Source organism: Anaeromyxobacter dehalogenans 2CP-C (assembly GCF_000013385.1).
Taxonomy (GTDB): Bacteria; Myxococcota; Myxococcia; order Myxococcales; family Anaeromyxobacteraceae; genus Anaeromyxobacter; species Anaeromyxobacter dehalogenans_B.
In genome coordinates, this window is record NC_007760.1 from 4662281 (window position 1) to 4682551 (window position 20271).

26 protein-coding genes are annotated in these 20271 nt (G+C 75.5%); 12 read left to right on the plus strand and 14 right to left on the minus strand.

Going from position 1 to position 20271, the window contains the following annotated elements; genetic code table 11:
- The first annotated feature begins 78 nt into the window (after positions 1 to 78).
- Genes ADEH_RS20910 through trpA form a run of 7 tightly spaced genes read left to right on the plus strand, consistent with a single transcriptional unit; the run spans position 79 to position 6759 of the window.
- Complete coding sequence (locus tag ADEH_RS20910; protein ID WP_157061403.1) at positions 79 to 1590, plus strand: anthranilate synthase component I family protein; 1512 nt, start codon at positions 79 to 81, stop codon at positions 1588 to 1590.
- A complete protein-coding gene (locus tag ADEH_RS20915; RefSeq protein ID WP_011423099.1) occupies positions 1587 to 2201 on the plus strand; it encodes an anthranilate synthase component II in 615 nt (204 codons plus the stop codon). The genes ADEH_RS20910 and ADEH_RS20915 overlap by 4 nt, the downstream gene beginning before the upstream one ends.
- The gene (gene trpD, locus ADEH_RS20920; protein ID WP_011423100.1) at positions 2198 to 3211 is read left to right on the plus strand and encodes an anthranilate phosphoribosyltransferase; all 1014 of its coding nucleotides are present in this window, start codon (positions 2198 to 2200) and stop codon (positions 3209 to 3211) included. Before ADEH_RS20915 ends, trpD begins: the two co-directional genes overlap by 4 nt.
- Complete coding sequence (gene trpC, locus ADEH_RS20925; RefSeq protein ID WP_011423101.1) at positions 3208 to 3990, plus strand: indole-3-glycerol phosphate synthase TrpC; 783 nt, start codon at positions 3208 to 3210, stop codon at positions 3988 to 3990. Before trpD ends, trpC begins: the two co-directional genes overlap by 4 nt.
- On the plus strand, positions 3990 to 4613 hold the full coding sequence (locus ADEH_RS20930) for a phosphoribosylanthranilate isomerase (protein ID WP_011423102.1): 624 nt from the start codon (positions 3990 to 3992) through the stop codon (positions 4611 to 4613). The genes trpC and ADEH_RS20930 overlap by 1 nt, the downstream gene beginning before the upstream one ends.
- Positions 4610 to 5905: a tryptophan synthase subunit beta gene (gene trpB / locus ADEH_RS20935; protein ID WP_011423103.1), complete on the plus strand. Its 1296-nt coding sequence runs from the start codon at positions 4610 to 4612 to the stop codon at positions 5903 to 5905. Before ADEH_RS20930 ends, trpB begins: the two co-directional genes overlap by 4 nt.
- Positions 5902 to 6759: a tryptophan synthase subunit alpha gene (gene trpA / locus ADEH_RS20940; RefSeq protein WP_011423104.1), complete on the plus strand. Its 858-nt coding sequence runs from the start codon at positions 5902 to 5904 to the stop codon at positions 6757 to 6759. The genes trpB and trpA overlap by 4 nt, the downstream gene beginning before the upstream one ends.
- Here trpA and ADEH_RS20945 read toward each other — a convergent pair.
- Both ADEH_RS20945 and aroF read right to left on the minus strand, forming a co-directional pair.
- The gene (locus tag ADEH_RS20945; RefSeq protein ID WP_041453743.1) at positions 6756 to 6980 is read right to left on the minus strand and encodes a hypothetical protein; all 225 of its coding nucleotides are present in this window, start codon (positions 6978 to 6980) and stop codon (positions 6756 to 6758) included. The two genes, trpA and ADEH_RS20945, sit on opposite strands and share 4 nt — an antisense overlap.
- A gap of 161 nt (positions 6981 to 7141) precedes the next feature.
- A complete protein-coding gene (gene aroF / locus ADEH_RS20950; protein ID WP_011423105.1) occupies positions 7142 to 8155 on the minus strand; it encodes a 3-deoxy-7-phosphoheptulonate synthase in 1014 nt (337 codons plus the stop codon).
- 215 nt (positions 8156 to 8370) lie between these two features.
- Between aroF and ADEH_RS20955 the strand changes: the two genes are divergently transcribed.
- The gene (locus tag ADEH_RS20955; RefSeq protein WP_232287367.1) at positions 8371 to 9255 is read left to right on the plus strand and encodes an esterase/lipase family protein; all 885 of its coding nucleotides are present in this window, start codon (positions 8371 to 8373) and stop codon (positions 9253 to 9255) included.
- A gap of 69 nt (positions 9256 to 9324) precedes the next feature.
- Entirely contained in the window at positions 9325 to 9768 is a 444-nt protein-coding gene (locus ADEH_RS20960) for a hypothetical protein (protein WP_011423107.1), read from the plus strand.
- An 18-nt stretch (positions 9769 to 9786) separates the two neighbouring features.
- Here the strand turns inward: ADEH_RS20960 and ADEH_RS20965 are convergent, their stop codons facing one another.
- The 5 genes from ADEH_RS20965 to fsa all read right to left on the minus strand — a co-directional run bounded on the left by ADEH_RS20965 (position 9787) and on the right by fsa (position 11852).
- Positions 9787 to 10047, minus strand: coding sequence for a hypothetical protein (locus tag ADEH_RS20965; protein WP_041453744.1), 261 nt, complete (start codon positions 10045 to 10047; stop codon positions 9787 to 9789).
- Complete coding sequence (locus ADEH_RS20970; RefSeq protein ID WP_041453745.1) at positions 10044 to 10253, minus strand: hypothetical protein; 210 nt, start codon at positions 10251 to 10253, stop codon at positions 10044 to 10046. The genes ADEH_RS20965 and ADEH_RS20970 overlap by 4 nt, the downstream gene beginning before the upstream one ends.
- Before the next feature lie 146 nt (positions 10254 to 10399).
- A complete protein-coding gene (locus ADEH_RS20975; protein ID WP_011423108.1) occupies positions 10400 to 10909 on the minus strand; it encodes a hypothetical protein in 510 nt (169 codons plus the stop codon).
- On the minus strand, positions 10906 to 11079 hold the full coding sequence (locus ADEH_RS23225) for a hypothetical protein (RefSeq protein ID WP_157061404.1): 174 nt from the start codon (positions 11077 to 11079) through the stop codon (positions 10906 to 10908). The genes ADEH_RS20975 and ADEH_RS23225 overlap by 4 nt, the downstream gene beginning before the upstream one ends.
- Before the next feature lie 119 nt (positions 11080 to 11198).
- Complete coding sequence (fsa, locus tag ADEH_RS20980) at positions 11199 to 11852, minus strand: fructose-6-phosphate aldolase (protein WP_011423109.1); 654 nt, start codon at positions 11850 to 11852, stop codon at positions 11199 to 11201.
- Positions 11853 to 11938: 86 nt separating this feature from the next.
- Between fsa and ADEH_RS20985 the strand changes: the two genes are divergently transcribed.
- Together ADEH_RS20985 and ADEH_RS20990 are read left to right on the plus strand one after the other, a co-directional pair.
- Complete coding sequence (locus ADEH_RS20985; RefSeq protein WP_011423110.1) at positions 11939 to 12985, plus strand: KpsF/GutQ family sugar-phosphate isomerase; 1047 nt, start codon at positions 11939 to 11941, stop codon at positions 12983 to 12985.
- A gap of 6 nt (positions 12986 to 12991) precedes the next feature.
- Positions 12992 to 13699 (plus strand): class II aldolase/adducin family protein, encoded by a 708-nt coding sequence (locus ADEH_RS20990; RefSeq protein ID WP_011423111.1) that lies wholly within the window; start codon positions 12992 to 12994, stop codon positions 13697 to 13699.
- 92 nt (positions 13700 to 13791) lie between these two features.
- On the opposite strand, the gene folK is transcribed toward ADEH_RS20990, so the two are convergent.
- The 7 genes from folK to argH are packed head-to-tail and all read right to left on the minus strand — an operon-like array spanning position 13792 to position 19711.
- A complete protein-coding gene (gene folK / locus ADEH_RS21000; RefSeq protein ID WP_011423112.1) occupies positions 13792 to 14280 on the minus strand; it encodes a 2-amino-4-hydroxy-6-hydroxymethyldihydropteridine diphosphokinase in 489 nt (162 codons plus the stop codon).
- 29 nt (positions 14281 to 14309) lie between these two features.
- On the minus strand, positions 14310 to 15062 hold the full coding sequence (locus ADEH_RS21005) for a fumarylacetoacetate hydrolase family protein (protein ID WP_011423113.1): 753 nt from the start codon (positions 15060 to 15062) through the stop codon (positions 14310 to 14312).
- Positions 15059 to 15871, minus strand: a complete 813-nt coding sequence (dapB, locus tag ADEH_RS21010) for a 4-hydroxy-tetrahydrodipicolinate reductase (RefSeq protein ID WP_011423114.1) — start codon at positions 15869 to 15871, stop codon at positions 15059 to 15061. Before dapB ends, ADEH_RS21005 begins: the two co-directional genes overlap by 4 nt.
- Before the next feature lie 15 nt (positions 15872 to 15886).
- Positions 15887 to 16774, minus strand: coding sequence for a 4-hydroxy-tetrahydrodipicolinate synthase (gene dapA / locus ADEH_RS21015; RefSeq protein WP_011423115.1), 888 nt, complete (start codon positions 16772 to 16774; stop codon positions 15887 to 15889).
- A 38-nt stretch (positions 16775 to 16812) separates the two neighbouring features.
- The gene (gene lysA / locus ADEH_RS21020; RefSeq protein WP_011423116.1) at positions 16813 to 18096 is read right to left on the minus strand and encodes a diaminopimelate decarboxylase; all 1284 of its coding nucleotides are present in this window, start codon (positions 18094 to 18096) and stop codon (positions 16813 to 16815) included.
- Positions 18093 to 18311, minus strand: a complete 219-nt coding sequence (gene lptM / locus ADEH_RS21025) for an LPS translocon maturation chaperone LptM (protein WP_041453746.1) — start codon at positions 18309 to 18311, stop codon at positions 18093 to 18095. The genes lysA and lptM overlap by 4 nt, the downstream gene beginning before the upstream one ends.
- Positions 18308 to 19711, minus strand: coding sequence for an argininosuccinate lyase (gene argH, locus ADEH_RS21030; protein ID WP_011423117.1), 1404 nt, complete (start codon positions 19709 to 19711; stop codon positions 18308 to 18310). The genes lptM and argH overlap by 4 nt, the downstream gene beginning before the upstream one ends.
- Positions 19712 to 19829: 118 nt before the next feature.
- Between argH and ADEH_RS21035 the strand changes: the two genes are divergently transcribed.
- Positions 19830 to 20234: an OsmC family protein gene (locus tag ADEH_RS21035; protein WP_011423118.1), complete on the plus strand. Its 405-nt coding sequence runs from the start codon at positions 19830 to 19832 to the stop codon at positions 20232 to 20234.
- Positions 20235 to 20271: the final 37 nt, after the last annotated feature.

Below are 20271 nucleotides of genomic sequence, written 5' to 3' on the forward strand. Positions count from 1 at the left end.
GAGCTGCGGACCACCCCCGATCTCCAGACCTTCCTCTCGCTCTGCAGCCCCGGCCGCGCGGTCCCGGTCCGCGTCGAGATCGACGCCGACACCGAGACGCCGGTCTCGGCCTTCCTGAAGCTCTCCCGCGGCGAGCGGCACGCGTTCCTGCTCGAGTCGGTCGAGGGCGGGGAGCGGAGCGCGCGCTTCACGTTCCTGGGCGCGGCGCCTCGGGCGCTGCTCCGCTGGAAGCTCGGCGACCCGGGCGATCCCATCGCCGCGCTGCGCGCCGCGCTCGCCACGCACCGGGCGGTGCGGGTGCCGGGCGTGCCGCGCTTCTCCGGCGGCTTCATGGGCCACGTCTCCTACGACGCGGTCCGCCTGTTCGAGCCGCGCGTCCCCATCGCGAAGGCCGACGAGCTGGGCTTCCCCGACGTCCTGCTCATGGACTTCGACGAGCTGGTGGCGTTCGACAACCGCCGCCACTCGCTCCACGTCATCTGCGAGGTGCGCTGCGACGAGGGCGACGACCCGCGCGCGCTGTACGCCGACGCGGTCCGCCGCATCCGCCGCCGGCTGGCGGTGCTGGCGCGGCCGCTCTCCGACCGCCGCCCGCGCCGGGCCGGGCCGCCGGCGGTGCTCGCGCCGCGGGTCCGCCGCGAGGCGTTCGAGGCGGCGGTGCGGCGCGCCAAGGAGTACGTCACCGCCGGCGACTGCCAGCAGATCGTCCTCTCCCAGCGCTTCGACGCCGAGACCTCCCTCCCGCCGTTCGAGATCTACCGGGCGCTCCGCCGCGTGAACCCCTCGCCGTACCTGTTCTTCGTGAAGGACGGGCCGCGCGCGCTGGTGGGCTCGTCGCCGGAGACGCTGGTGAAGCTCGAGGACGGCGAGGTCACGCTGCGGCCCATCGCCGGCACCCGCCGGCGCGGCGTGGACGCGGCCGAGGACCAGGCGCTCGAGGCCGAGCTGCGCGCCGACCCGAAGGAGAACGCCGAGCACGTCATGCTGGTGGACCTCGGGCGCAACGACGTGGGCCGGGTGTCCGCCACCGGCACGGTGAAGGTGGCCGCGCTGAAGACGGTGGAGCGCTACTCGCACGTGATGCACCTCGTCTCGGAGGTCCGCGGGCGGCTCGCCCCGGGCCGCACCGCGGTGGACGTGCTCCGCGCCGGCTTCCCCGCCGGCACGCTCTCCGGCTCGCCCAAGGTGCGGGCCATGGAGATCATCGACGCGCTCGAGCCGGCCCGCCGCGGCCCGTACGGCGGCGCGGTGGGCTACTTCGACCGCGGCGGCGACATGGAGATGTGCATCGCCATCCGCACCCTGCTCGCGAACGGCCGCCGGGTCTCGGTGCAGTCCGGCGCCGGCATCGTCTACGACTCCGACCCGGCCGCCGAGTACCAGGAGACGGTCAACAAGGCGCGCGCGGTGTTCACCGCGGTGGCGCAGGCCGAGGCGCGCGGGCTGGACGCGCCGCCCGCGGCCGCCCCGCGCCGGCGCGCCGGCGCGCGGAAGGCGCAGGCGGCCCCCGCGGCGGAGGCACGGCCGCGGCGTGCGGCGGGGTCGCGCGGCCGCCGCGCGGCGCCGCGCGGGAAGGGGGCGAGGCGATGAGCGGCGCGCGCCCGGTCCGGCTGCTGCTGGTGGACAACTACGACAGCTTCACCTTCAACCTGGTGCAGTACCTCGGCGAGCTGGGCGCCGAGGTCGAGGTGTTCCGCAACGACGAGATCGACGTGCCCGGCATCCGGGCGCGCCGCCCCGACGCGCTGGTGCTCTCGCCGGGCCCGTGCACGCCGGACCAGGCCGGGGTGACGCTGGAGGTGCTCCGGGCGCTCGCGGGCGCGCTGCCCATCCTCGGCGTGTGCCTCGGCCACCAGGCCATCGGCCAGGCGTTCGGGGGCAAGGTGGTGCGGAACGTCCGCATCGTGCACGGCAAGGCGAGCCCGGTGCACCACCGCAACCAGGGCATCTACGCCGGGCTGCCCGCGCCGTTCCAGGCCGGGCGCTACCACTCGCTCGTGGTCGAGCGCGAGAGCCTCCCCGAGGCGCTCGAGATCACCTCGTGGACCGAGGAGGGAGAGATCATGGGCCTGCGCCACCGGGCGCTGGACGTGGAGGGCGTGCAGTTCCACCCGGAGTCGATCCTGACGCTGGACGGCAAGCGCCTCCTCGGGAACTGGCTCGCGCACGTCGCGCCGCGCGGCGAGGAGGCCCGGCCGTGATCCAGCACGCCATCGCGAAGCTCCTGGAGGGCGAGGACCTCAGCCGCGCCGAGGCGGCCCAGGTGATGACCGAGATCGCCGACGGCGGCGCCACCCCGGCCCAGTCGGGCGCGTTCCTGGCCGCGCTGCGCATGAAGGGCGAGACGGTGGAGGAGATCGCCGGCGCCGCCGACGTGATGCGCCAGCGCGCCGACCGGGTGCGGGTCAGCCGCGACGTGTTCATCGACACCTGCGGCACCGGCGGCGACGGGCGCCACACCTTCAACATCTCCACCACCGCCGCGTTCGTGGCGGCCGGCGCCGGGGTGTGCGTGGCGAAGCACGGCAACCGCGCCGTGTCGTCGCGCTCCGGCTCCGCCGACGTGCTCGCCGCGCTCGGCGTGAACGTGGACGCGGACAAGGAGACGGTGGAGCGCTGCATCGAGGAGGTCGGCATCGGCTTCCTGTTCGCGGTGCGGCTCCACCCCGCGTTCAAGGCCATCGCCGGCGTCCGGCGCGAGCTGGGCGTGCGCACCATCTTCAACCTGCTCGGCCCGCTCGCGAACCCGGCCGGCGCGCGCCACCAGGTGCTGGGCGTGTACGAGGCGCGCTGGGTGCCGGTGCTGGGCGGCGTGCTGGCGGCGCTGGGCGCCGCGCACGCGTTCGTGGTGCACGGCGAGGGGCTGGACGAGATCGCCGTGACCGGCATGACGCACGTCTGCGAGGTGAAGGACGGCGCGGTGGAGCGGTACACCATCCGGCCCGAGGACCTGGGGCTGCCGCGGCGCGACGCCGCCGAGCTCGCCGGCGGCGACGCGGCGGCGAACGCCCGCATCGTCACCCACGTGCTGGAGGGGCAGCAGGGCGGGCCGCGCGACGCGGTGCTCGCGAACGCCGCCGCCGCGCTGGTCTGCGCCGGCGCCGCCACCGACCTGCGCGACGGCGTGGCGCGCGCCGCCCGGTCCATCGACTCGGGCGCCGCCCGCGAGAAGCTGCGGCAGCTGGTGGCCGCCACCACGGTGCCGGCGTGACCGTCCTCGACGGCATCCTGGCCCGCAAGGTGGACGAGGTGGCCGCCCGCCGCGCGGTCCTGCCCGACGCGGTGCTGGCCGCCCGCGCCGCCGCCGCCCCGCCGCCGCGCGGGTTCGAGGCGGCGCTCTCGCCCCGCGGCGGCCCGCTGCGCGTCATCGCCGAGGTGAAGCGCGCCAGCCCCTCCGCCGGCCCCATCCGCGCCGGCCTCGACGCCGTCGCGCAGGCGCGCCGCTACGCCGCCGCCGGCGCCGCGGCGATCTCGGTGCTCACCGACGGCCCCGGCTTCGGCGGCTCGCTCGAGGATCTCGTGACGGTGCGGGCCGCGGTGGACGTGCCGCTGCTCCGCAAGGACTTCGTGGTGGACCGCTACCAGCTCCTCGAGGCGCGCGCCGCCGGCGCGGACGCGGCGCTGCTCATCGTGGCCGGGCTCGCGCAGGACGACCTGCGGCGGCTGCTGGACGCCTGCGGCGAGCTGGGGCTCGCGGCGCTGGTCGAGGTCCACGACGCCGCCGAGGCGGAGCGCGCGCTCGCGGCCGGGGCGCGCGTCGTGGGCGTCAACAACCGCAACCTGCACACCTTCCACGTGGACCTGGCCGTCTCCGAGCGCATCCTGCCGTCCCTGCCGGCGGCGGTGAAGGGCGTGGCGGAGAGCGGCGTGCGCACCCCGGAGGACGCGGCCCGGCTGCGCCGCGCCGGGGCCGCGAACCTGCTGGTGGGCGAGGCGCTGGTGCGCGCCGAGGACCCGGCCGCGCTGCTGCGCGCGCTGGGCGAGGCGTGATGGCCCTCCCGCCCCGGGTGAAGATCTGCGGCGTGACCCGGCTCGAGGACGCGCTCGAGGCGGCCCGGCTGGGCGCGGACGCGATCGGCTTCAACTTCTGGCCGCGCTCGAAGCGCCACCTGCCGCCCGCCGCGGCGCGCGCGCTGGTGGCCCGGCTGCCGCCGTTCGTGACGGCCGTGGGCGTGTTCGTGGATCCCACGCGCGAGGAGCTGCTCGCGGCGATGGCCGCGTCCGGCGCGCAGGTCGCGCAGCTCCACGGGGACGAGCCGCCGGAGCTGCTCGAGGGGCTGCCGTTCCCGGTGGTGAAGGCCATCCGCGTGGGCGGGCCCGAGGCGCTCGACCAGCTCGCGCGCTACCCGGGCGCGGCCGGCTTCCTGCTCGACTCCGCCTCGCCGGGCTACGGCGGCAGCGGGGTCGCGTTCGACTGGGCGCTCGCGGCGCGCGCCGTGGAGCGGACCGCGGTCGTGCTGGCGGGCGGGCTCACCCCGGCCAACGTGGCGGACGCGATCCGCGCGGTGCGGCCCTGGGCGGTGGACGTGGCGAGCGGCGTCGAGGCGGCGCCCGGCGTGAAGGATCGGCAGCTCATGGCGCGGTTCGTCCGCGCGGCGAAGGAGACGACGTGAAGACCGCAGCCCTCCCCGACGAGCGGGGGCGCTTCGGCGCCTTCGGCGGGCGCTTCGTGCCCGAGACCCTGGTGCCGGCGCTGGACGAGCTCGAGCAAGCCTGGCGCGAGGCGCGGGCCGACCCGGCGTTCCAGGCGGAGCTGGACGAGCTGCTCCGGCGCTACGCCGGGCGCGAGACCCCGGTGTCCGAGGCGCCGCGCATGAGCGCCGACGTGGGCGGCTGCCGCGTGCTGCTGAAGCGCGAGGACCTGTGCCACACCGGCTCGCACAAGCTCAACAACACGCTCGGCCAGATCCTGCTCGCCCGCCGCATGGGCAAGAAGCGGATCATCGCCGAGACCGGCGCCGGCCAGCACGGCGTCGCCACCGCCACCGCCGCGGCGCTGTTCGGCCTGCCCTGCGAGGTCTACCAGGGCGCGGTGGACGTGGAGCGGCAGGCGCTCAACGTCTTCAGGATGCAGCTGCTCAGCGCGCGCGTCATCCCGGTGACGTCCGGCTCGGCGACGCTCAAGGACGCGATGAACGAGGCGCTGCGCGACTGGGTCACCAACGTCCGCGACACGCACTACATCATCGGCTCGGTGGCCGGCCCGCACCCCTACCCGGCCATGGTCCGCACGTTCCAGTCGGTGATCGGGCGCGAGGCGCGCCGGCAGGTGCTGGAGCTGGCCGGCCGGCTGCCCGACGCGGTGGTCGCCTGCGTGGGCGGCGGCTCCAACGCCATGGGCATCTTCTCGGCGTTCGTGGACGACGCGCACGTGGACCTGGTCGCCGCGGAGGCCGCCGGCCTCGGGCTCTCGACCGCGAAGCACGGCGCGTCGCTCGCGAAGGGGACCCCGGGCGTGCTGCACGGCTCGCGGAGCTACGTGCTCCAGGACGGGCACGGGCAGATCCAGGAGGCGCACTCGATCAGCGCCGGCCTCGACTACCCGGGCGTCGGGCCGGAGCTCTCCTACCTGAAGGACCAGGGCCGGCTCACGCTGCTGCCGCAGACCGACGCCGAGGCGCTGGACGCGTTCCAGTACCTCGCGCGCATGGAGGGGATCATCCCCGCGCTGGAGAGCGCGCACGCGGTCTCGGCCGCGCGCAAGGTGGCCCGCGACGCCGGGCCGGGAGGGCTGGTGCTCGTGAACGTCTCCGGGCGCGGCGACAAGGACGTGGAGCAGGTGCGGAAGATGCTCGAGGCGGCGCCGCCGCCGCGGCGCACCCGGGCCCGCCCGGCCCGGCCTGCGAAGAAGGCGAAGGCGAACGCGCGCCCGCGCGCCGCCGCCCGGAAGGGAGGCCGCCGGTGAGCCCGCGCACCGCCCGCAAGCCCCGCGCCGCCGCCGCGCCCGCCGCGGCCGAGCGCCCCGACCGCATCACGGCCGCGTTCGAGCGCTGCCGCGCCGAGCGCCGGGCCGCGCTCGTCACCTACGTGATGGGGGGCGACCCCGACCTCGCCACCGCGCGGGACATGGCGCTCGCCTGCGTGGAGGGCGGCGCCGACCTCGTCGAGCTGGGCGTCCCGTTCTCCGACCCCATCGCCGACGGCCCCACCATCCAGGCCGCCGCCCAGCGCGCGCTCGGCGCCGGCACCACGCTCGAGGACGTGCTCGGGATCGCCGCCGCGGTCCGCGCGCGCTCGCAGGTCCCCATCGCGCTCATGGGCTACTTGAACCCCATGCTGGCGGGCGGGGTCGAGCGGCTCGTGCGCGGCTGCGCCGACGCCGGCGTGGACGCGCTCATCATCCCGGACCTGCTGCCCGAGGAGGCGGAGGTGCTCGCCCCGGCGGCGGCGGAGGCCGGCGTGAAGCTCGTCTACCTGCTCGCGCCCACCTCCAACCCGGCGCGGGTCGAGGCCGCCGTCCGCGCCGCCACCGGCTTCCTCTACTTCGTGTCGGTGACCGGCGTGACCGGGGCGCGCCACGCCGTGGCCGACGAGATCGCGCCGCTCGTGTCGGCGGTGCGGTCCCGGACCGAGCTGCCGGTCGTGATCGGCTTCGGCGTGGCGACGCCCGAGCAGGCCCGTGCGCTGGGCCCGCTCGCGGACGGCGTGGTGGTCGGGAGCGCGATCGTGAAGCGCATCGCCGAGGGCGGCTCGCGGCGCGCCCGCGCCGAGCGGGTGAAGCGCTTCGTGCGATCGCTCGGACGCGCGCTGGGGCGCTAGGCGATCCCGCCGGCCGGGTGGATGACGTGCACCGCGCCGTCCGCCCGGCGCATGTGCGGGTGGGAGATCCAGTGGCACCGCGGGCAGAAGCTCGCGGCGTGGCCCCGCTCGCCCAGGCGCACCTCCAGGTCGCCGTCGCACAGCAGGCAGCCGCCCGGCAGGACGATGTCGCGGCGCTCCCCGGCGCCGGCTGCTTCCATGGGCTCGCGCTCGGCCTTCATGTGGATCAGGTAAGGCTTCCCGCGCGCATGGCAAGCGGCCGCGTCCCGGGCGAGCGCCGGACGGCCCGCGCGACCGGCCAGGAGCGTGCTCGGTTCGGGTGCGTCTCCCGCCGCGGGGCCAGGGCGGCGGGCCGGCCGGGCGTCCCCTCCGCGGCCTCCGGCTACACCCCGCGGCCCACGGCGCCGGCGATCACCCGCACCTGGCGCATGAGCTCCTCGAACTCGGCCGGCGTGAGCGACTGCTGGCCGTCGGAGAGCGCCTTCTCCGGCCGCGGGTGGACCTCGACGATGATCCCGTCCGCGCCGGCGGCGATGCCGGCGCGCGCCATGGCGGGGACGTGGGCGCGCAGGCCGATGCCGTGCGACGGGTCCACGATCACCGGCAGGTGCGTGAGCGCCTTCAGGATGGGCACCGCGTTCAGGTCGAGCGTGTTGCGGGTCATGGTCTCGAAGGTGCGGATGCCGCGCTCGCAGAGCGCCACCTGGTAGTTGCCCTCCGAGACCACGTACTCCGCCGCCATCAGCCACTCCTTGATGGTGGCGGAGGGGCCGCGCTTCAGCAGGATGGGCCGGCGCACGCGCCCGAGCTGCCGGAGCAGCGAGTAGTTCTGCATGTTGCGGGCGCCGATCTGCAGCACGTCGGCGTAGTCCGCCACCATCGCGAGGTGCTCGACGTCCATCACCTCGGTCACGACCTTGAGGCCGGTCTCCTCGCGGGCGACCGCGAGCAGCTTCAGGCCCTCCTCGCCGAGGCCCTGGAACTCGTAGGGGCTGGTGCGCGGCTTGAACGCGCCGCCGCGCAGGAAGCGGGCGCCGGCGGCCTTCACCGCGTGCGCCGCCTCGAGCAGCTGGCCGCGCGACTCGACCGAGCACGGCCCGGCCATCACCGCCAGCTCCCTGCCGCCGAGCGGCACCCCGCCCACGTCGATGACCGTGTCCTCCTCCTTCACCTCGCGGGACACGAGCTTGAACGGCTGGGACACCCGGAGCGCGTCGGCCACGCCCGGCAGCGTGGTGAACAGCTCGGGCTCGAGGCCGCCCTTGTTGCCCGTGATGCCGATGGCCACGCGCTGCGCACCGGGGATCGGGTGCGCGGTGAGGCCGAGGCTGCGGATCTTCTCGATCACCGCGTCGATCTCCGGCTGGCCGGCGTGGGGCTTCATGACGACGAGCATGGGGTCCGCCTCCGGGGAGACCGGTTGTACTGCGCGGGGCCGGGGGGAACAAGGACGCGGTCGATCGCCCCGCCGGCCGCCCCGGCGTCCCCGGGTCGAGGGTCGCCTTTTCACGCTTCGTACGCCCCGGCGCCGCCGGACGGGCCGGGCATGCCTGGATCACGGGACGTCAAGCCCGCCGACGGGCGCTGCCCTGCGCCCGGACGCTCGCTAGATTGCTGATCGGAGGCGCGACCATGCGGGTGGCGCGGTGGGTCCGGCAGGCGGCGCGGGTGGTGGAGGAGCTGGCGGCGGCGTACGACGGGAGCGTCCGCCGGCGCCCGGTGGAGCGGCGGACCGACTTCTCCCGCTGCGAGCACCCGGTGCTGCTGCTGCACGGGTTCTTCAGCTCGCGGCGCACCTGCGCCGTGCTCGAGCGCCGGCTGCGCCGCGACGGGATGGGCGTGTTCACGCTCGACCTCGGCGGCCTCGGCGGCACGCTCAACACCCGCGGCATCGACGACCTCGCCGACCTGGTGCGCGCCAAGATCGAGCGGCTCTACGCGCGCCACCCCGGGCTCGGGCCGCTCACCATCGTCGGCCACTCCAAGGGCGGCCTCATCGCCGCCTACTACGTGAAGAAGCTGGGCGGCTGGCGGCGCACGCGCGCGGTGGTGACGCTCGGGACCCCGCACCACGGCACGCCCGTCGCGCTGCTCGGGCTGCCCGTCGGCTTCCTTGCGCGCTCGCTCTGGCAGCTCTTCCCCGGCAGCGCCTTCCTGCGCCGGCTCCACGACGGCCCGTGGCCGGGCCAGGTCCGGCTCGTGTCGATCTGGTCGCGCGACGACGGCGCGTCGCCCTACCCGTCGGCGGTCATCGAGACGCACGGGCTGCCCCACCTCGCGAACGTCGAGGTGCAGGCGCACCACGCCGCGTTCCTCACCAGCCAGCGCGTCTACCAGGCCCTGCTGCACGAGATCCTCGCCGCCATCGAGGCGGTGCCGGCCCGGCGTGGCCCGCTGACCGCCATGGAGGGCGGGCGCCCCGCCTCGCGGTCCGCCGAGGCGGACGCGCCGGCGCGGGCCCGGCCCGGCGGCGCCGCCGGCACCGACGCCGCCTGACGCGCCTCGCGCCGCCGCCGCGCGGAGGTCGAGGTCGCCGCGGCGGCCGGGTCCGGCTATCCTGCCGCCGTGCGCGATCGGCGCTGGGACTTCCTGTACGACCGGCAGAGGCAGCCGGTGAAGGCGTACCTCCTCGAGCGGTTCGCCGAGGAGCTGGCGCGCGAGCTGGAGGCGTGGCCGCCGCCCGAGATCCCGTGGGAGAGCGAGGCGGAGCGCGCGCGCTGGGGGCACGGCGCGGCGGAGCGGCCGCGCGACGACGTGCTGCGGCTCGCGCTCGAGCTGGCGCGGCTCGACCTCGTGCGCGAGTACGACGAGGTCGAGCGGAGGCGCGCGCGCGAGGCGCACCGCCTGCAGACGCCCGCCGAGCACGCGGCGCTCCACCTGCTCGTGCGCCTGGTGACCGAGGCGTGCCTCGAGCTGAAGGAGCGCGCCGAGGGCGCGCACCTCACCCGCGCCGACCTCGCCGGCGTGCCGGACCTGCTGGAGCGAAGGCTGTTCCGCGTGACGCTGTAGCGAGCTGGCGACGCTCGCTCAGTGCCGGCGCGCCTTCGGCGCCAGCGCACCGTGCGGCCGCTCGCCCGGCCGGCGGAAGCTCGGCGGGTTCACGACCCAGAGGACGAAGACGAACAGCGCCACCAGCGCCCCGGCCACGAAGACCGCGAACACCCACGGGAGGATCCCGTCCGCGGCGGGGTGCGGCTGGTAGATCGGCCCCTGCGCCGCAGCGGCGAACGCCAGCACCAGCGCGGTGACCGCGAGCACGTGGCCCGCCGTGCGAGCGAGCGGGTTCACGGCCCCGGCCCCCTCGCCCCCGGCGTCCGCCGCGGCCGGGAGAAGAACATCCGGAACAGCGCCACGATCACGAGCGCCGCGACCAGCATCCACAGCCACCCGTAGCCGCTCCGCGGCGCCGGCGCGGCGTCCCCGCCCGCCTGCGCCAGCGCGGCGAGCGGCAGGTACGCGACCGAGAGGCCGGTGAAGAGGCGAGCGAGCGGCATGGATCCCCCGCGCCTCGCGATGGACCGACGAGGCGCGAGAGGAAGATGCGGACCGTGGACGCCAGGGGGAAGCGGCGTGGGGAGTGCCCCACCGCGGCGATCGGACGGTCGCTCGCCCGTCGTTCAAGACGGCGAGCGCGGACTCCCTACCTGCGCCACCACCGGAACGAGGTCCCGTCGAAGTGGACGTGGACGGCGTCGCAGTCGCCGGCGGACAGAACGATGCCCTTGCCGCCGCGTTCCGCCGCGCGCCGGAGGTACGCGGCGGTCCTGCGCGCGGTCTCGCAGGACGCGTCGTCCGATGCGTCATCGCAGCCGAGCTCGGCCAGGTCGATTCCGGGATCCTCGAGCGCGATCGTCGCGTCGCCGGGCGCGCCGCACAGGCCCGAGGCGCGAGCCGGATCGTGGACGAACTCGAGCACCCAGGCGCGGTCGCCCCGGGCGCCATCCACGATGCCCACGCTGGAAGTGTTCCCCGACGATCCCAGGAACACGTGATCGGCCCGCCCGTCGAACGTGACGTCCGCGACGAGCGGGGTGCGCCACTGCACTCCGGGTGCGCGCGCCCGAATGGCCTTCTCCGCCTCGGCGACGCGCGTGGCAGGCGTTCCAGCCAGGGCCACGCAGGCGATGATCGGCCATAGCCAGTCGGTCATGAGCCGCTCCTGGGCGACGGGGCCAGCTCCAGCGACGGGACCTTGGCCTTGAGCGCCTCGTACTCGGCAGGACCGAGCTCGAGGAACGCGTCCTGCTCGTGCGCGATCGTCCCGAGAATGGTGGCCCTCGGCTCCGGCGCGATGGTGTAGACGGCATTCGGCAACGACATCACGGGTGGCCGCCGGCGTTCGACGAGATCCTACCTCGGCAGGAGCTCGGCGGGCCACTCTGCGTGAAACGTGCGCCCGGACGCGCGCCGGGGTGGTCCCGGCGCGCGCGGTGACGCGGCTACTTCGCCGCCTTCGGCACCTTCTCCCAGTCGGCCAGGAACTTCTTCAGGCCGGCGTCGGTGAGCGGGTGCTTCGCGAGCTGCTCGATCACCGAGTACGGGATGGTCGCCACGTCGGCGCCGAGCTTGGCGGCCTCGAGGACGTGCACCGGGTGGCGCACGCTCGCGACCAGCACCTGCGTCTTGAACCCGTAGTTCCGGTAGATCTGGACGATGTCGGCGACCATCGCCATGCCGTCCTGCGAGATGTCGTCGAGCCGCCCGACGAACGGCGAGATGTACGTCGCGCCGGCCTTCGCGGCGAGGAGCGCCTGGACCGGCGAGAAGCACAGGGTGACGTTCACCTTGGTGCCCTCGTCGGTGAGCGTCTTCACGGCGCGCAGCCCCTCGACGGTGAGCGGCACCTTGATGACGACCTGCGAGCCGAACTTCGCGTAGTGGCGCCCCTCGCGCAGCATCCCCTCGTAGTCGGTGGCGGTCACCTCGGCCGAGATCGGGCCGGGGACGAGCTGGACGATCTCCTTCAGCACGTCCTCGAAGCCGCGGCCGGTCTTGGCGACGAGCGAGGGGTTGGTGGTCACGCCGTCGCACAGGCCGAGGGCCAGGGCCTTCTTGATCTCGCCGACGTCCGCAGTATCGATGAAGAATTTCATGGTCTTCCTCCAGGGGGCCGGCGTCACATAGCGCACCCGCGCGCCCTGCCGCAAGCGCCGCGGAAGTGCTATATCGGCGGCCGACCATGGCCTCCAGCCGCAGCAGCCGGGCCCGGGTGGTGAAGCTCCCCGCGCGCCGTTCGCGGGCGAGCGCCCGCCCGCGCCCCCGCACCCAGGATCTCGTCACCTACGGCCGCACCGTCGTCGAGGCCGAGGCGCGCGCCATCGGCGCGGTCCCCCTCGACGACGCCTTCGCCACCGCCGTCCGCTGGATCCTCGGCTGCAAGGGCCGGGTGGTGGTGACGGGGATGGGCAAGCCGGGCTTCGTGGCCCAGAAGATCTCCGCCACGCTGGCCTCCACCGGCACCCCTTCGCTCTACGTCCACCCGGCCGAGGCCGCGCACGGCGACCTGGGCCGCATCGCGCGCGACGACCTGGTCTTCGCGCTCTCGAACTCGGGCGAGACCGAGGAGATCCTCCGGCTCCTCCCGTCGCTCAAGAAGATCGGCGCGAAGATCGTCGCCATCACCGCCGACCGGTCCAACCGGCTGGCGCGGGCGGCGGACCTGGTGATCGCCATCGGGAACGTCGAGGAGGCCTGCCCCATGGGGCTCGCCCCGACCGCCTCCACCGCGGTGCTGCTGGCGGTGGGCGACGCGCTCTCGATGACGGTGCTCGCGAACCGCCCGTTCGACCGCGAGGAGTACGCGCTGTTCCACCCGGGCGGCAAGCTCGGCCGCGGCCTGATGAAGGTCCACGAGCTGATGCGCGGCGAGACCTCGAACCCGGTGGTCCGCGAGGACGCGCCGCTCGCCGCCGCGGTGGCCGTCATGACCGAGACGCCCGGGCGCCCGGGCGCGACCTCGGTGGTCGCCGCCGACGGCACGCTGGTGGGCATCTTCACCGACGGTGACCTCCGGCGGTTGGTCGAGCGCGGTGACACCGACTTCTCCCGCCCGGTCAGCTCGGCGATGTGCAAGGGCCCGAAGACGGTGCGCCCGGACGCGCTGGTGGTGGACGCGGCGCGCGTGCTGCGGCAGGCGCGCATCGACCAGGTGCCGGTGGTGGACGCCGACGGGCGCCCGGTGGGCCTGCTCGACGTGCAGGACCTCCTCGCCGCCAAGATCCTCTGACCCGCCGTGGCCCGCGCTCCCCGCCCGCGCGCCGTCCTCCCCCGCGCCGCGCCCCGCGCGCGGACCGCCCCGCGGGAGCGCGCGCTCGCCGACGCGGTGGTGGAGACCTGCCACCGGCTGGCCGCGCTCGACCTCATCGGCGCCGGCGAGGGGAACGTCTCGGTGCGGCTCGGGCCGGACGCGTTCCTGGTCACCGCCTCGGGCGTGAACAAGGGCCTGCTCCGGCCCGGGCACGTGCTGCGCATCGACGGCGCCGGCGCGGTGACCCGCGGCGCGGGCCGCCCCTCGACCGAGCTGCGCATGCACCTCGCCGCCTACGCGGCGCGGCCGGACGTGGAGGCCATCGTCCACGCCCACCCCATCACCGCGGTGGCGCTCACCGTCGCGGGCGTGCCGCCGCCGAACGACCTCGTGCCGGAGGCCGCGGTGACGCTGGGCGAGATCGCGCTCGCGCCGTTCGCGACGCCCGGCACCGGCGAGGTGCCCGCCTCGCTCGCGCCGTACCTGGCGCGGCACGACGTGCTGCTGCTCGAGCGCCACGGCGCGCTCGCGCTGGGGCGCACGCTCTCCGAGGCGCTCGACCGGATGGAGACCCTGGAGCGGGTGGCGCGGATCGCGCTCGCCGCGCGGCTCGCGGGGCGCTGCACGCCGCTGCCGGCGGACGCGGTGGACCGGGTGCTCCTCGCCGCGGGCAAGCCGGCGCGGAAGCGCTAGCGCCGGCTCGCAACCCGCCCGCCCCTCGACAGGCTCGGGGCGAGCGGAATCCCGAAAGCCGCTCGGGGTGAGCTCCGTCGAACCCCGAGCGGTCAGAGCGGGTACAGGCCGGCCACCACCAGCGGCGCGCCCGGCGCGCGCGCCAGCAGCTCGGCCACCGTGCGGCCCAGCCCCGGCACCACCAGGTCCGGCGCCAGCTCGGCGAGCGGCTCGAGCACGAAGCGGCGCGCCGCGATGCCGGGGTGCGGGACGGTGAGCGCGGGGGTCCGCACCACGCGATCCGCGTGGACGAGCAGGTCGAGGTCGAGCGTGCGCGGGCCCCAGCGCAGGCCGCGGCGGCGGCCGGCGGCGCGCTCGGCCGAGGCGAGCACCGCGTGCAGCGCCTCCGGCGTGAGCCCGGCCTCCAGCTCCAGCACGGCGTTCAGGTAGCGGGGCTGCGGCGGGCCCATGGGCGGCGTGTCGAACACGTGCGAGGCCCGCAGCACCGCGAGGCGGGGCGAGGCGCGCAGGACGCGGGCCGCGAGCGCCAGGTTGGCCCAGCGATCGCCGAGGTTGCTGCCCACGCCCACGTACGCGCGCACGACGAGCCCTTCTCCGCGGGCGGCGCCGCTCAGGTCACCGGGTTCCGCAGCACGCCGATGCCCGGCACCTCCACCTCCACCCAGTCGCCGCGCCGGATGGGGCCGACGCCCTCGGGCGTGCCGGTGGCGATGACGTCGCCCGGGAGCAGCGTCATCACGCCGGAGATGAACGCCACCAGCGCGAAGACGTCGAACGCCATGTCGCGGGTGTAGCCGCGCTGCCGCTCGGTGCCGTTCACCCGGCACGCGACCGAGGCGTCGAGCGGGTCGAACGCGGTCTCCACCACCGGGCCCACCGGGCAGAACGTGTCGAAGCCCTTCGCGCGCGTGAACTGCTTCTCCTCGCGCTGGATGTCACGCGCGGTGACGTCGTTCAGGCAGGTGTAGCCGAACACCGCCCCGCGCGCCTCGGCGGCGCTGGCGTTCGTGAGCGTCCGGCCCATCACCACGCCGAGCTCGCCCTCGTGGTGCACCTCGCGCGACTGCTCCGGGCAGCGGATGGCGTCCTGGGGCCCGATCACCGAGGTGGAGGGCTTGAGGAAGATGAGCGGGGTGGTGGGCACCTCGTTGCCGAGCTCGCGCGCGTGCGCCACGTAGTTGCGCCCCACGCAGACGACCTTGGACGGCTCCACCGGCGCGAGCAGCGTCGCCTCCGCGAGCGGCACCGCCGGCCCCTCGGGCAGGCCGCCGGCCCAGGGCGCGGCGGTGAGCGGGCGCAGGACCTCGCCCTCCACCAGCGCGTACCGGTCCACGCCGGCGCGGCGGAAGCGGCAGACCCTCACTTCCCGCCCCGCAGGCCCAGCACGTCGGCCATGTCGTAGACGCCGGGGGCCTTGCCGGGCAGCCAGGCCGCGGCCCGCGCCGCGCCCCGGGCGAACTGCTCGCGGCTGGTGGCGCGGTGGGTGATCTCCACCCGCTCGCCCTCGCCGCAGAAGAACACGGTGTGCTCGCCCACCACGTCGCCGCCGCGGAGCGTCTGGATCCCGATCTGCCACGGCGGCCGCTCGCCCAGGATGCCGTGGCGGCTGTACGCGAGCGCGTCGGCGGGCGCGCGCCCGAGCGCCTCGGCCGCCACCTCGCCCAGCCGCACCGCGGTGCCGGAGGGCGCGTCGCGCTTGTGCTTGTGGTGGATCTCGACCACCTCGACGTCGTAGGCGTCGCCGAGCACCCGGGCGGCCTGGCGCACCAGCTCGAACACCACGTTCACGCCCACGCTCATGTTCGGCGAGAGCACCACCGGCACCTTGCGCGCCGCCTCGGCCACCTTCGCCTTCGCGTCGGGCGTGAAGCCGGTCGAGCCGATCACGAGCGCCACGCCGGCCGCGGCGCACGCCTGCGCGTGGCGCACCGACGCCTCGTGGCTGGTGAAGTCGATCACCACGTCGGCGCCGGGCAGCGCCTTCGCGAGGTCGTCCACCACCGCGACGCCGAGCGGCTCGCCGCCCGCGAGCGTCCCCGCGTCCTTCCCGATCGCCGGGCTCCCGGCGCGCTCCACCGCGCCCGAGACCGAGAGGCCGGGCGTCGCCCGCACCAGCCGGACGATCTGCGTGCCCATCCGCCCCGCCGCCCCGGTCACCACCACCTTGGTCATGTCAGTCACCCCTGCTCAGGCGAGCTTCAGCCCGAAGCGCACCATCGCCTCGCGCACCTTCGCGAGGCTCGCCTCCGACACCGGCGCGAGCGGCAGGCGCAGCTCGCCGCCCGCCCGGCCGAGCAGCGCCACCGCCGCCTTCACCGGCCCGGGGTTGGTCTCGACGAACATCATCCGGTTCAGCTCGGCCATGGCCGCCTGCTTCGCGAGCGCGCCGGCGAGGTCGCCCGAGCGCGCCGCCACCACCAGCTCCTTCATGGCGCGCGGCGCGACGTTCGCGATCACCGAGATGACGCCGTGGCCGCCGCAGGCGATGTAGGGGAGCACCGTGAAGTCGTCGCCGGAGAGGTAGGCGATCGCGTCCTTGCCGACCTTCTCCACGAGCTGGACCTGCCGGTCCATGTTCGCGGTCGCCTCCTTGATGCCGGCGATGGCGCCCGCCTTCGCGAGCCGCGCCACCGTCTCGGGGAGCAGGTCCACCGAGGTGCGCGACGGCACGTTGTACGCGACCACCGGGAAGCGCGTCGCCTCCCAGATCGCCTGGTAGTGCCGGAACAGCCCCTCCTGCGTGGGCTTGTTGTAGTAGGGCGTCACCACCAGCGCGGCGTCCGCGCCGAGCGACTTCGCCAGCTTCACCGACTCGATGGCCTCGTGCGTCGCGTTCGAGCCGGCGCCGGCGATCACCAGCGCCCGGCCGCGCACCGTCTCGATCACCGTGCGGATGACGTCGGCCCGCTCGGCCGGGGTGAGCGTCACGCCCTCGCCGGTGGTGCCGCACGGCACGATGCCGTCCGTCCCCTCGGCGAGCTGCCACTCGGTCAGCTCGCGGAGGGCGCGCAGGTCCACCGCGCCGTCCTTCATCGGCGTGACGATGGCCACCATCGAACCTTCGAGTCGTCGCATGGCGTGCTCCCGGCGGGGGGAAGGTGCTGGATCGTAGCTCATCGCCGCGGGGCGCGGAACCGCTCGGCCTCGGGCTCGGGGGTCTCCCCGCGGACGAGGTCGGCGTAGGTCTCGCGCCGGCGCGCCAGCCGGGCGCCGTCGCCGTCCACCAGGACCTCGGCCGCGCGCGGGCGGGAGTTGTAGTTGGACGACATGGCGAACCCGTAGGCGCCCGCCGAGCGGACCACCAGCAGGTCGCCCCGGACCGGGCGCGGCATGCGCCGCTTGCGCGCCAGGAAGTCGGAGGACTCGCAGATCGGGCCCACCACGTCGCAGACGATCTCCTCCGCGTCCTTCCGCGGCGCGCCGGCCGGCTCGATCTCGTGGTGCGCGTCGTAGTAGCTCGGCCGCACCAGGTCGTTCATGGCCGCGTCCACCACCACGAACACCTTGCGACCGCTCTCCTTCACGTGGAGCACGCGGGTGACGAGCACGCCGGCGTTCCCCACCAGCACGCGCCCGGGCTCGAGCATCACCTCGCCGTCGAAGCGCGAGAGCGCCTTCTTGATGGCCCGGCCGTACTCGTCGGGGTGCGGCGGCTCCTCGTCGGCGTAGGTGATGCCGAGGCCGCCGCCCACGTCCACGTGGCCGAGCCGGATGCCCTGCTTGCCGAGGTCCTTCACCAGCGCGAGCACGCGGGCGATCGCGTCGAGGAACGGGCGCACGGTGGTGATCTGCGAGCCGATGTGGCAGGCGACGCCGCGGAGCTCGAGCGCCGGGTCCTGCGCGGCGAGCGCGTAGAGCCGGCGCGCCTCGTCCACCGACACGCCGAACTTGTTCTCGCTGAGGCCGGTGGAGATGTACGGGTGCGTCTTCGGGTCCACGTCCGGGTTCACCCGCAGCGCGATCGGCGCGCGGACGCCCATGCGCCGCGCCACGATGGAGACCCGCGCCAGCTCCGGCGCGCTCTCCACGTTCAGCACCTTCACCCCGGACTCGAGCGCGAACGCGATCTCGTCGTCGCGCTTGCCCACCCCGCTGAACACCACCTTGCCCGGGTGGCCGCCCGCCTTGAGCACGCGGTACAGCTCGCCACCCGAGACGATGTCGAAGCCCGACCCGAGCCGCGCGAACAGCGACAGCACCGCCAGGTTCGAGTTCGCCTTCACCGCGTAGCAGACCAGGTGGTCGAGCCCGGCGAGCGAGCGGTGCAGCACCTTCCAGTGCCGGGTGAGCGTGGCGGTCGAGTAGACGTAGAGCGGCGTCCCGTAGGCCTCGGCCAGCTGCTCCACCGGGACGGCCTCGGCGTGCAGGACGCCGCGCTTGCGCAGGAAGTGGTTCATGGGGTCCCCGCCGGCGCGGCCGGTGCGGCCGGCGCCGCGGCGTCGGTCGGGGTGGCGGAAGGCGTGGCGCCGGGCTGCGAGGGCTGCGCGGCGGGCGCGACCACGGGGTGCGCGGGGGCCGGGCGCGCGGGCGGGCGTGGCGGGCCCTTCACGCCGCAGCCGGCGAGCGCGGCCGCCGCGGCGAGCGCGGCGAGCACCGGGCGGGCGCCGCTCATCGGCGCGCCTTCCCGAGCGCCTTCTCCCAGCGGCGCAGCTCGGCGCGGACCGCCCGCGGGCCGGGCGCGCCGGGGAGCTCGCGGCGCTTCAGGCTGCGGCGGGCGTCGAAGCAGCGGAGCACGTCCTTCTCGAAGCGCCGGTGGAAGCTCGCCCACTCGGCCGCGGTGAGGCGCGCCATGGGCCGCCCCTCGCGCGCGGAGAACGCCGCCGCCTTGCCCACCGCCTCGTGCGCCTCGCGGAACGGGACGCCGCGCTCGACCAGGTACTCGGCCGCGTCGGTGGCGAGCGCCTCGCCGGAGCCGAGCGCCTCCTCCATCCGCTCGGCGTGGAACGTGGCGGTCCCGACCGCGCCGGCCACCGCGTCGGCGGTGAGCACCAGCGCCTCCGGCCCGCCCAGCAGCGGCCGCTTGTCCTCCTGCAGGTCGCGGTTGTACGAGAGCGGCAGACCCTTCAGGATCGCGAGCAGCGCCACGAGGTCGCCCAGCGCGCGCCCGGCGCGGCCGCGGGCCAGCTCGCCCACGTCCGGGTTCTTCTTCTGCGGCATGAGCGAGGAGCCGGTCGCGAACGCGTCCGAGAGCGTCGCGAAGCCGAACTCCTTCGTGGTCCAGAGCACCAGCTCCTCGCCGATGCGCGAGAGGTGCACGGCGGCGAGCGCGCACGCGAACAGGAGCTCGGCGGCGCTGTCGCGATCCGAGACCGCGTCGAGCGAGTTGTGCGTCACGCCGGCCAGCCCGAGCCGCGCGGCCACCGCCTCGCGGTCGAGCGGCAGGGTGGTGCCGGCGAGCGCGCCCGAGCCGAGCGGCGAGACGGCGGCGCGGCGGCGCACCTCGGCGAAGCGCTCGCGGTCGCGCCCGAACATCTCCACGTAGGCGAGCAGGTGGTGCGCCAGCGAGACCGGCTGCGCGCGCTGCAGGTGCGTGTAGCCGGGCAGGATGGTGCGCTCGTGCGCGCGGGCCTGGCCGAGGAACGCGCGCTGCAGCCGCTCCAGGGCGGCGTCGCAGCGGTCGCAGGCGCCAACGATGAAGAGCCGTTCGTCGAGCGCCACCTGGTCGTTGCGGCTGCGGCCGGCGTGCAGGTAGCCCGCGTCCTTCCCCACCAGCTCGCCCAGGCGCCGCTCCACGTGCGTGTGCACGTCCTCGAGCGCCGGGTCGAAGCGGATCCTGCCGGCGGCGAACTCGGCCCGGACCTGGTCGAGCGCGGCCACGATGCGGCGGGCCGCCGCCTTCGGCACGATGCCCTGCGCCGCCAGCATGGACACGTGCGCCTGGCTGCCGCGGATGTCCTCCGCGTACAGCGCGCCGTCGTCCTGGATGGACACCGAAAGGGCCACGAGGCGGGGATCGGCCTCGCCGGCGAGCGCGGCCCGGGACACGGGTTTCGCCTTCGAATTCGCTCTCATGCGGGGCCGAGGACGCTATCACACCCGGGCGCCGCCCAGGAACCTCCGCGCGCCGCGCCGGCTCTCACCTCGCGAGCGCCGGATCCCGGCGCGACACCTTCCAGGAGAGAGGCGTCAGATGGCCAGCGAGACCTTCGTCACGTTCCCCGGCGGCAAGCGGGTGGACACCACCATCGGCAACCACGTCATCCGCACCGACCAGCCGGTCGCGAGCGGCGGCGAGGACTCCGCCCCGTCGCCCTTCAACCTGTTCATGGCCGCCATCGGCACCTGCGCCGGCATCTACGTGCTCGGCTTCTGCCAGAAGCGGGACCTGCCCACCGACGGCATCCGCCTCCGCCAGCGGGCGCACTTCGACCCGGAGACCGGCGTGCTCGCGCGCGTCGAGCTCGACATCGAGGTCCCGCCCGCCTTCCCGGAGAAGTACCGCGAGGCGCTGGTCCGCGTGGCGGACCAGTGCGCGGTGAAGAAGGCGATCCAGGCGCAGCCGGTCTTCGACGTGAAGACGGTGGTGGGGGCGTAGCGAGCCTCGCACCCCTCCCCAGCCCGTGGCTGGGGCC

What these genes read in the sequence shown, in the direction of transcription:
- ADEH_RS20915 (WP_011423099.1), top strand. Translation starts at nt 1,587, where the DNA reads ATGAGCGGCGCGCGCCCGGTCCGGCTGCTGCTGGTGGACAACTACGAC.
- ADEH_RS20945 (WP_041453743.1), bottom strand. Translation starts at nt 6,980, where the DNA reads ATGAAGGCCGAGCGCGAGCCCATGGAAGCAGCCGGCGCCGGGGAGCGC.
- dapA (WP_011423115.1), bottom strand. Translation starts at nt 16,774, where the DNA reads ATGCGACGACTCGAAGGTTCGATGGTGGCCATCGTCACGCCGATGAAG.
- ADEH_RS20985 (WP_011423110.1), top strand. Translation starts at nt 11,939, where the DNA reads ATGGCCTCCAGCCGCAGCAGCCGGGCCCGGGTGGTGAAGCTCCCCGCG.
- lptM (WP_041453746.1), bottom strand. Translation starts at nt 18,311, where the DNA reads ATGAGCGGCGCCCGCCCGGTGCTCGCCGCGCTCGCCGCGGCGGCCGCG.
- ADEH_RS20970 (WP_041453745.1), bottom strand. Translation starts at nt 10,253, where the DNA reads ATGCCGCTCGCTCGCCTCTTCACCGGCCTCTCGGTCGCGTACCTGCCG.
- ADEH_RS23225 (WP_157061404.1), bottom strand. Translation starts at nt 11,079, where the DNA reads ATGTCGTTGCCGAATGCCGTCTACACCATCGCGCCGGAGCCGAGGGCC.
- aroF (WP_011423105.1), bottom strand. Translation starts at nt 8,155, where the DNA reads ATGCTCGTCGTCATGAAGCCCCACGCCGGCCAGCCGGAGATCGACGCG.
- ADEH_RS21035 (WP_011423118.1), top strand. Translation starts at nt 19,830, where the DNA reads ATGGCCAGCGAGACCTTCGTCACGTTCCCCGGCGGCAAGCGGGTGGAC.
- ADEH_RS20930 (WP_011423102.1), top strand. Translation starts at nt 3,990, where the DNA reads ATGGCCCTCCCGCCCCGGGTGAAGATCTGCGGCGTGACCCGGCTCGAG.
- argH (WP_011423117.1), bottom strand. Translation starts at nt 19,711, where the DNA reads ATGAGAGCGAATTCGAAGGCGAAACCCGTGTCCCGGGCCGCGCTCGCC.
- fsa (WP_011423109.1), bottom strand. Translation starts at nt 11,852, where the DNA reads ATGAAATTCTTCATCGATACTGCGGACGTCGGCGAGATCAAGAAGGCC.
- dapB (WP_011423114.1), bottom strand. Translation starts at nt 15,871, where the DNA reads ATGACCAAGGTGGTGGTGACCGGGGCGGCGGGGCGGATGGGCACGCAG.
- ADEH_RS20975 (WP_011423108.1), bottom strand. Translation starts at nt 10,909, where the DNA reads ATGACCGACTGGCTATGGCCGATCATCGCCTGCGTGGCCCTGGCTGGA.
- lysA (WP_011423116.1), bottom strand. Translation starts at nt 18,096, where the DNA reads ATGAACCACTTCCTGCGCAAGCGCGGCGTCCTGCACGCCGAGGCCGTC.